A 6,000-nucleotide genomic window follows, 5' to 3' on the forward strand; every position below is an offset into this window, starting at 1 on the left:
CAGCGCGGTGGCCACTGTTAACTACCAGCAGGGGACCCTGTATGAGAACATTGAAAACTTCTCCTATACCTCATACCGCCCCTCTATCGACTTTATCCTCTCCGGCCTGGAGGAGGGCGAGGCCACTATCACCGCCACCCATGTCAAGACTGGGATCACAGACATCGTGAAGGTCAATGTGGAGACCCCGCAGGACCAACTCTATCTGTTCCAGTGTTACCCCAAGGCGAAAACCACCTTGAACCACACGGTCTACACCGCCGAGAGCCGCACTGCCCAAGCACGGCCGACTTCTCGGTGGAGTTTGGCTTGCAGTATGAGAAGGACCGCACAAAGTGGCAGACCGGCGATGTGGCCCAGACCGTTATGATGGATGAAAAGAGCTGTCTGCTGGTGACCATGGATCTGATGCAATTTTTGACGGAGGATCTCACAGAGCCGGTTCAAGCAGGTGAAAAACTCTACTATCTGTTCCAGCTGGAGTCCGGTGATGGGAGCAGTGCGGAGTATTATCCAATCATGCTGCGGGTGGACGCCAGCCTAAACCTAGACGATATCGCCGCCACTGGCGACAGCATCGTGGCCTAGGAGGAAAACGAGAGCGGACAGAGGCAGCCCTATATCGCCCAGCAGACCCTGAAATACAACTCCAGTCCCAACGCCAACGTGGCAGACATCCGTAAGAATACTGGAAATGTAGGCCAGCGACACCTTCCCTACCGCCTATGTCACCACCTCCGTCATGTGGTGGGGGGACGAGCACGCCAAGGACGAAGGACGGGTCAACTCCGTCATGATCCAGGACACCACCAGCAAGACCCCGGCGTGCCAGACCAGCAAGACCACTACATACCCCTTCACCGATCTGGTGTTCACCGAGAACGTAATGACGTTGGATAAGAGTGGTATGGAGGAGTGGGGCGTTCTAAGCGGGGCGAGGCGGAATGTACAGGTCGTCCTCAGCGAGGATGGGACTGCCACGAGCCGCACCATAAGCCTGCCCTTCCGGATCGTAAGCATGATTGGCGTTCAGAAAGCGGAGGATTCCGATGCCCTGACGGGTTCTCTGGATAACATCAAGAATAATCTGACCGTGGATGACAAGCAGGACGCCAGCGACCTCACGGTATTCCGCACCCTGTTCTGTGTCAGCGGCGGCAATATGAGTTCCGATGACAATGTGACCGGCGTCTATCCCGAGTACGGTAATACGGAGGACATGGCATTTGTCAACGGCTACTCCAATGCGGCAGAGACGCAGGATCTGGACAGCCTCTCCAATCCTCTGAACGTCTATAAGATGCTCAAGGGCACCTATATGGACGGTGTCAAGGAGAAAGGCAGAAATACCATGGCCGGCAAAAAGGCCCGCAGCTTCAATATGGATCTGGGCGGCTACATGGAGGCGGACACCGCTTATAACAGCCAAACCAAGAGCTGGGAGTGCCGCTCATCAACGGCGGCTTCCATGTAGGCGGCGTGAACTTTACATAGAATTTCAACGCGGTGGTGGGCGTCGTTCCCGTTACCACCAGCCTGACCCTGGGCGGCAGCATGGAACTGCGGCTCGATATGCAGCAGGGCAACTACATTGTGGCGTATTCCTACCCTTATGAGCTAAAGCAGGCGGCGCAGGCGAACGACAGGCAGAAATTCAATGAAATTCTTGCACAGGCTGACCATGATGAAGCGACAGCCACCGATTACCTGACCCAGCTACGCCTGTTCCTCTACATCCGGACGTTTGCCGGTGTAGGCTTCGACTACTCAGTGGTGGCCTTTAAGATCGGTGTGTTCGGTCAGCTGGATCTGGATTTTCAGTTTGAATGGCTTAACTGCGATTATCTGGATAGCTGGAAATACAGCATGGCGGGACCGCTTAGTACCAGTATGGATCAGGAGATGTTCGGCGCGGATTTGAACTTCTCCGGCTCCACCGGCATCAAATTCTTGTTTAAGTTCCTGTTCGTCAGCTATGAAAAGATCTTCTGTTCTGTAGGCTTCCAATTTGGCGGTCCCTTGGGCGAATGGGAAACGATTGAGGATATCTGGGCGGACAACAAAACCATCAGCGGAAAGCCGGTCGCCCGCGTGGCCATGTCTAATGGACAGGTGATGTATGCGGTGGACGTGGGTGTGCAGATGGAGCAGCGGGATTATGTGGACGCCGCCGAGCAGGAATGGCTGGGCGGGCAGCCCTCTATTGAGCTGTTCAGTCTGGACGAAGATCAGGGTGTGACAGATATGCTTCAGTCCGGGGCCTACTCCTACCCAACCCCGTACTGTCCGACGACAGCGAGGTAATGTTCTATCTCAGCGACCGGGAGAACAATGATCCGAAGAGTGCCAGGGACATCAGAAATACCCGGGGGGCCGTGTCCACAAAGGATGAAAGCGGCCAGTTCCAGCAGGGCGGCCGACTGGAATCCGGATTCGGTACAAGCAGCTATGTCGATACCGGTTATGGCGACAGCATCGTGAAGGCGGCCGACTCCGATGGAAATTGCGCCGCCGTGTGGGTCCGGCAGACGGAGGACATCACTATGGGCACTGCAAACCTTGACGGCACGCTGGACGAGGGACAGCAGATGCTTCAGATGAACTCCACCGAGATCATTGCCGACATCCCCAATGGAGATGTCTGGTGGTTGCTGACCCAACTCACCAATAACAGCACCCCCGACCTAGCCCCCATGGTGGCTACCAATGGTGAGCGTACCATCGTAGCTTGGCGTGAGGTCAGTTCCTCCGGGGTAGATAACCTCACCAACTTTGACCAGTAGGACGCCATTCGCTTTGCCATCTGCGAGGACGGCAAGTGGGCGTGGGATGAGGATACGTTCGGGAACGGCTACGTCGCTGCCCGGACCCTGTATGATGGCACCGGCTTCAACGCCACCCTCAAGGGACTGGAGATAGCTATTCTGGAGGATGGTACCGCCGCTGTGGTCTACACGCTGGACACCGACATCTCCAACGGCGGCAGTACCGACTGGGAGACCGTTGTAGCAATCATCCCGGCTGGCGAGGAGTCTGAGAGCGAGGATTCCGTCCGCACTTTCCAGCTTACAAGTGATGCCAACTTGGAGGAAAATCCGCAGATCACCACTACGGAGTTTGAGGACAACGAGGAGAGGTTCGTGGTGGCTTGGCACACTGAGTGGGCGATCACCAAGTCCACCAACGGCGAAACCGAGTCGGATATCCACCTGGCTGTTCTGGACAAAGACGGCGTACTCTATGGGAATATGCCCGAGTCGCTGAGAATAACCACCGGCGGGGCTGGCGACACCGTTGGTTCCAATTTCCGCTTTGCCAAAAATATCGAGGATCTGTCCATCCTGTGGGCGGACACCATCAGCGGCGAGGCTGACGAACAGTCGTATGACAGTATTTAACTGGCGGTTATAATAGCACAGGCCACGATGTGCTCAAGGCCGTGAAATTTGTGGAAGACGGCAGATCCTACACCCTGTCCGGCACCGCGGAGGTGGCGGAGATGAAGGATCAGGCCTTCATCGACCACTTCGATGCCTACTGGAACGGCTAGGAGATCAAGTCGGTCATTCTGGGCACCGATTACAGCCAGACGATGGAACGTGAGGTGACCGTTTCCGACGGCAAGCTATATGCAGGACGAAAGCGGTACACAGGAGGAAATCCCCAGCACCGGCATTCCGGTCTATGTCAAGGCCTGGATCGAAGCCCCTGTGGAAGATCCAGTTATGCGAGCCAGGATCGGTTCCGAGTTCGACAGTGTCAGTGAGTATTTTACCGGCAACAATACCACCTCCCTGACGCTGGATAACCTAGCTGTGCACCGGGACGAGGATGTCACAATACAGCAGGGCATAGACAACTCCACCGGCGGCTCAAAGGTGGATGTCAATGTTCAGTACAACAAGCTCTCCGGCACCACCAGTGGTAACCTGATCGTCACCTTGCTGGATAAGGACGGCAGTGTGCTGGCTAAACAGCAGTGTTACACCCCCGGCTAGGGTGAGAACAACGGCTTCGTCACTCTGAGTGGTGAGGAAAAGTAGCAGTTCACCTTTACATTTGACCGGTCGGGTGCGTCTGTCCGAGTCGCCTATACCGATGCTAAGTTGGAATTGGAAGACAATACGGAGATACAACTGCAATTACAGGGAATCTCGCCAGAATACGACGAGAAGGACAAGACCTAGTATATCTCCAGCCGGGATGTGGCCCTTGGCAGCACCTTGCTGACCATTACTCCGGAAGACCCATGTGCGACGATGATGGTCGGCGGTGTTCGCTATGAAGAGACGTTAGCCCAAGCGCTGCCGACAATCGGCTCCAATATCCCCATAGTAGTGACAGCTCAAGACGGTACAACAAAGGCAACCTACTATATTGCAGTCCGGGACGATGGGACGAGTATTCCGGTCACCGGCGCAAGTTTGGACAAAACCAGTCTGGAACTGACAGTGGGCGCTTCTGAGCAGTTGAAGGTCACGGTTTCTCCTGGCAATGCTACGGATAAGAGCGAGACCTGGACCTCCAGTGATCTCGCCGTGGCCAAAGTAGACAGCAACAGCAATGTTGAGGCCGTCGGCAAGGGCTCCGCAACGATCGCTGTTACCACTGTTGATGGTGGTAAGACTGCCGTCTGTACGGTTACGGTCAGTACGGATAATAAACCCGATCCAGAACCTACACCTGACCCTTGGGAAAGACGGTACTCTCCCAGGCTCCCCAACGGCACTCGCCTCGCACGAAATATCTATGCCCACAGTGAGGAAGAATGTGAGCAGAAGCTGGCCCAGCTGATCCAGGAGATGAAGCAGGAAATCGCCGCAAGGAAGACAAAGGCGGGCTGGAAAGCACAGTGCTCTGGCGGAATAGCACCGCCGGAGCACTGATTTTTCTGTCTGTGGCTTGTTCTGTGGTCAAAACCCTGATTGCAAATTTGAAGCAAGCCAAAAAGTCAAAAAAAGCAAAACAAAACCGCTCTTTTCGGTTGAAAAAAGCGGTTTTTCTGGAGCTGCTACCCAGATTTGAACTGGGGACCTCATCCTTACCAAGGATGCGCTCTACCGACTGAGCTATAGCAGCAAATCTGTTCCCAAACGGAAACTATTCTAACAGGACATGGCTTAGAATTTTTACAGATAATTAAAAAACTGGGAGACTATTTAAACAACCGTATGGTTGAAAATCTATAAAATGGCGACTCGGAAGGGACTTGAACCCTCGACCTCCGGCGTGACAGGCCGGCGTTCTAACCAACTGAACTACCGAGCCATTTTAAACATATGAAACAGAATGACATCTGATATTCTTTTTTGGCAGGGGCAGAAGGAATCGAACCCTCGGCACGCGGTTTTGGAGACCGCTGCTCTACCTGCTGAGCTATACCCCTATATGGTGGGCCTTCACGGGCTCGAACCGTGGACCGGCCGGTTATGAGCCGGCTGCTCTAACCAACTGAGCTAAAGGCCCATGACCGTTCTCACATTATTTCGGAAAGAGCGGCTTGCCGTCATATATTGGCGGCAAGCCGCTTCTGGCTCCCCAAGTTGGACTCGAACCAACGACCCTGCGGTTAACAGCCGCATGCTCTACCGACTGAGCTATTGAGGAATGTGAAAGGGTCCGGTCCGGATGGACCGGACCCTTTATGTTGGCGTTACCTATCTTCCCGGTCCGTCTCCAGACAAGTATTTTCGGCAGAAGCGAGCTTAACTTCCGTGTTCGGAATGGGAACGGGTGGACCCTCGCCCTAATCAACACCAACTACTACTTTCTCTTTGAAAGAAAGTAAGCAAAGAAAAAACTACCTTTTCTCTCCTTACCGTCTTTCCAACAGTAAGTATTATATCCGTTTTTGCTCAATTGTCAAGAACCATTTTATAAATGGTGACCCGTACGGGAATCGAACCCATGTTTGCGGCGTGAGAGGCCGCCGTCTTAACCGCTTGACCAACGGGCCGTGTGGTGCGCCTTCAGGGATTCGAACCCGGGACCCACTGATTA

8 protein-coding genes, 6 tRNA genes and 1 rRNA gene are annotated in these 6,000 nt (G+C 54.2%); 8 read left to right on the forward strand and 7 right to left on the reverse strand.

Features of this window, described 5'->3' with window-relative positions:
* Positions 1-7 precede the first annotated feature (7 nt).
* The 8 genes from ACEVJK_RS10200 (at position 8) to ACEVJK_RS10235 (ending at position 4,886) form a co-directional block, all read left to right on the forward strand.
* Positions 8-370 carry a hypothetical protein gene (locus ACEVJK_RS10200; protein ID WP_374740495.1) on the forward strand — a complete coding sequence of 121 codons (363 nt, stop codon included), beginning with the start codon at positions 8-10 and terminating at the stop codon, positions 368-370.
* Positions 352-588, forward strand: a complete 237-nt coding sequence (locus tag ACEVJK_RS10205; protein ID WP_374740496.1) for a hypothetical protein — start codon at positions 352-354, stop codon at positions 586-588. The genes ACEVJK_RS10200 and ACEVJK_RS10205 overlap by 19 nt, the downstream gene beginning before the upstream one ends.
* A gap of 154 nt (positions 589-742) precedes the next feature.
* Positions 743-1,474: a hypothetical protein gene (locus ACEVJK_RS10210; protein WP_374740497.1), complete on the forward strand. Its 732-nt coding sequence runs from the start codon at positions 743-745 to the stop codon at positions 1,472-1,474.
* A gap of 32 nt (positions 1,475-1,506) precedes the next feature.
* Complete coding sequence (locus ACEVJK_RS10215; protein ID WP_374740498.1) at positions 1,507-2,304, forward strand: hypothetical protein; 798 nt, start codon at positions 1,507-1,509, stop codon at positions 2,302-2,304.
* The gene (locus tag ACEVJK_RS10220; RefSeq protein ID WP_374740499.1) at positions 2,304-2,783 is read left to right on the forward strand and encodes a hypothetical protein; all 480 of its coding nucleotides are present in this window, start codon (positions 2,304-2,306) and stop codon (positions 2,781-2,783) included. Before ACEVJK_RS10215 ends, ACEVJK_RS10220 begins: the two co-directional genes overlap by 1 nt.
* 162 nt (positions 2,784-2,945) lie before the next feature.
* Positions 2,946-3,398, forward strand: coding sequence for a hypothetical protein (locus ACEVJK_RS10225; protein WP_374740500.1), 453 nt, complete (start codon positions 2,946-2,948; stop codon positions 3,396-3,398).
* A gap of 231 nt (positions 3,399-3,629) precedes the next feature.
* Entirely contained in the window at positions 3,630-3,998 is a 369-nt protein-coding gene (locus ACEVJK_RS10230) for a hypothetical protein (RefSeq protein ID WP_374740501.1), read from the forward strand.
* A 207-nt stretch (positions 3,999-4,205) separates the two neighbouring features.
* Positions 4,206-4,886, forward strand: a complete 681-nt coding sequence (locus ACEVJK_RS10235) for an Ig-like domain-containing protein (RefSeq protein ID WP_374740502.1) — start codon at positions 4,206-4,208, stop codon at positions 4,884-4,886.
* A gap of 117 nt (positions 4,887-5,003) precedes the next feature.
* On the opposite strand, the gene ACEVJK_RS10240 is transcribed toward ACEVJK_RS10235, so the two are convergent.
* From ACEVJK_RS10240 to ACEVJK_RS10270, 7 genes are all read right to left on the reverse strand, one after another.
* Positions 5,004-5,079: transfer RNA gene (locus ACEVJK_RS10240), tRNA-Thr, on the reverse strand.
* 112 nt (positions 5,080-5,191) lie between these two features.
* A tRNA-Asp gene (locus tag ACEVJK_RS10245) sits at positions 5,192-5,268 on the reverse strand.
* Between the two features lie 42 nt (positions 5,269-5,310).
* Positions 5,311-5,386, reverse strand: a tRNA-Trp gene (locus ACEVJK_RS10250).
* A 3-nt stretch (positions 5,387-5,389) separates the two neighbouring features.
* Positions 5,390-5,466: transfer RNA gene (locus ACEVJK_RS10255), tRNA-Ile, on the reverse strand.
* A gap of 65 nt (positions 5,467-5,531) precedes the next feature.
* Positions 5,532-5,607, reverse strand: a tRNA-Asn gene (locus ACEVJK_RS10260).
* Between the two features lie 38 nt (positions 5,608-5,645).
* Positions 5,646-5,761: ribosomal RNA gene (rrf, locus tag ACEVJK_RS10265) — 5S ribosomal RNA — on the reverse strand.
* A 120-nt stretch (positions 5,762-5,881) separates the two neighbouring features.
* A tRNA-Glu gene (locus ACEVJK_RS10270) sits at positions 5,882-5,956 on the reverse strand.
* Positions 5,957-6,000 lie beyond the last annotated feature (44 nt).

This window comes from Flintibacter sp. P01028 (assembly GCF_041925235.1).
Lineage (GTDB): Bacteria > Bacillota > Clostridia > Oscillospirales > Oscillospiraceae > Lawsonibacter > Lawsonibacter aceti.

What these genes read in the sequence shown, in the direction of transcription:
- ACEVJK_RS10230 (WP_374740501.1), top strand. Translation starts at nt 3,630, where the DNA reads ATGCAGGACGAAAGCGGTACACAGGAGGAAATCCCCAGCACCGGCATT.
- ACEVJK_RS10210 (WP_374740497.1), top strand. Translation starts at nt 743, where the DNA reads ATGTGGTGGGGGGACGAGCACGCCAAGGACGAAGGACGGGTCAACTCC.
- ACEVJK_RS10220 (WP_374740499.1), top strand. Translation starts at nt 2,304, where the DNA reads ATGTTCTATCTCAGCGACCGGGAGAACAATGATCCGAAGAGTGCCAGG.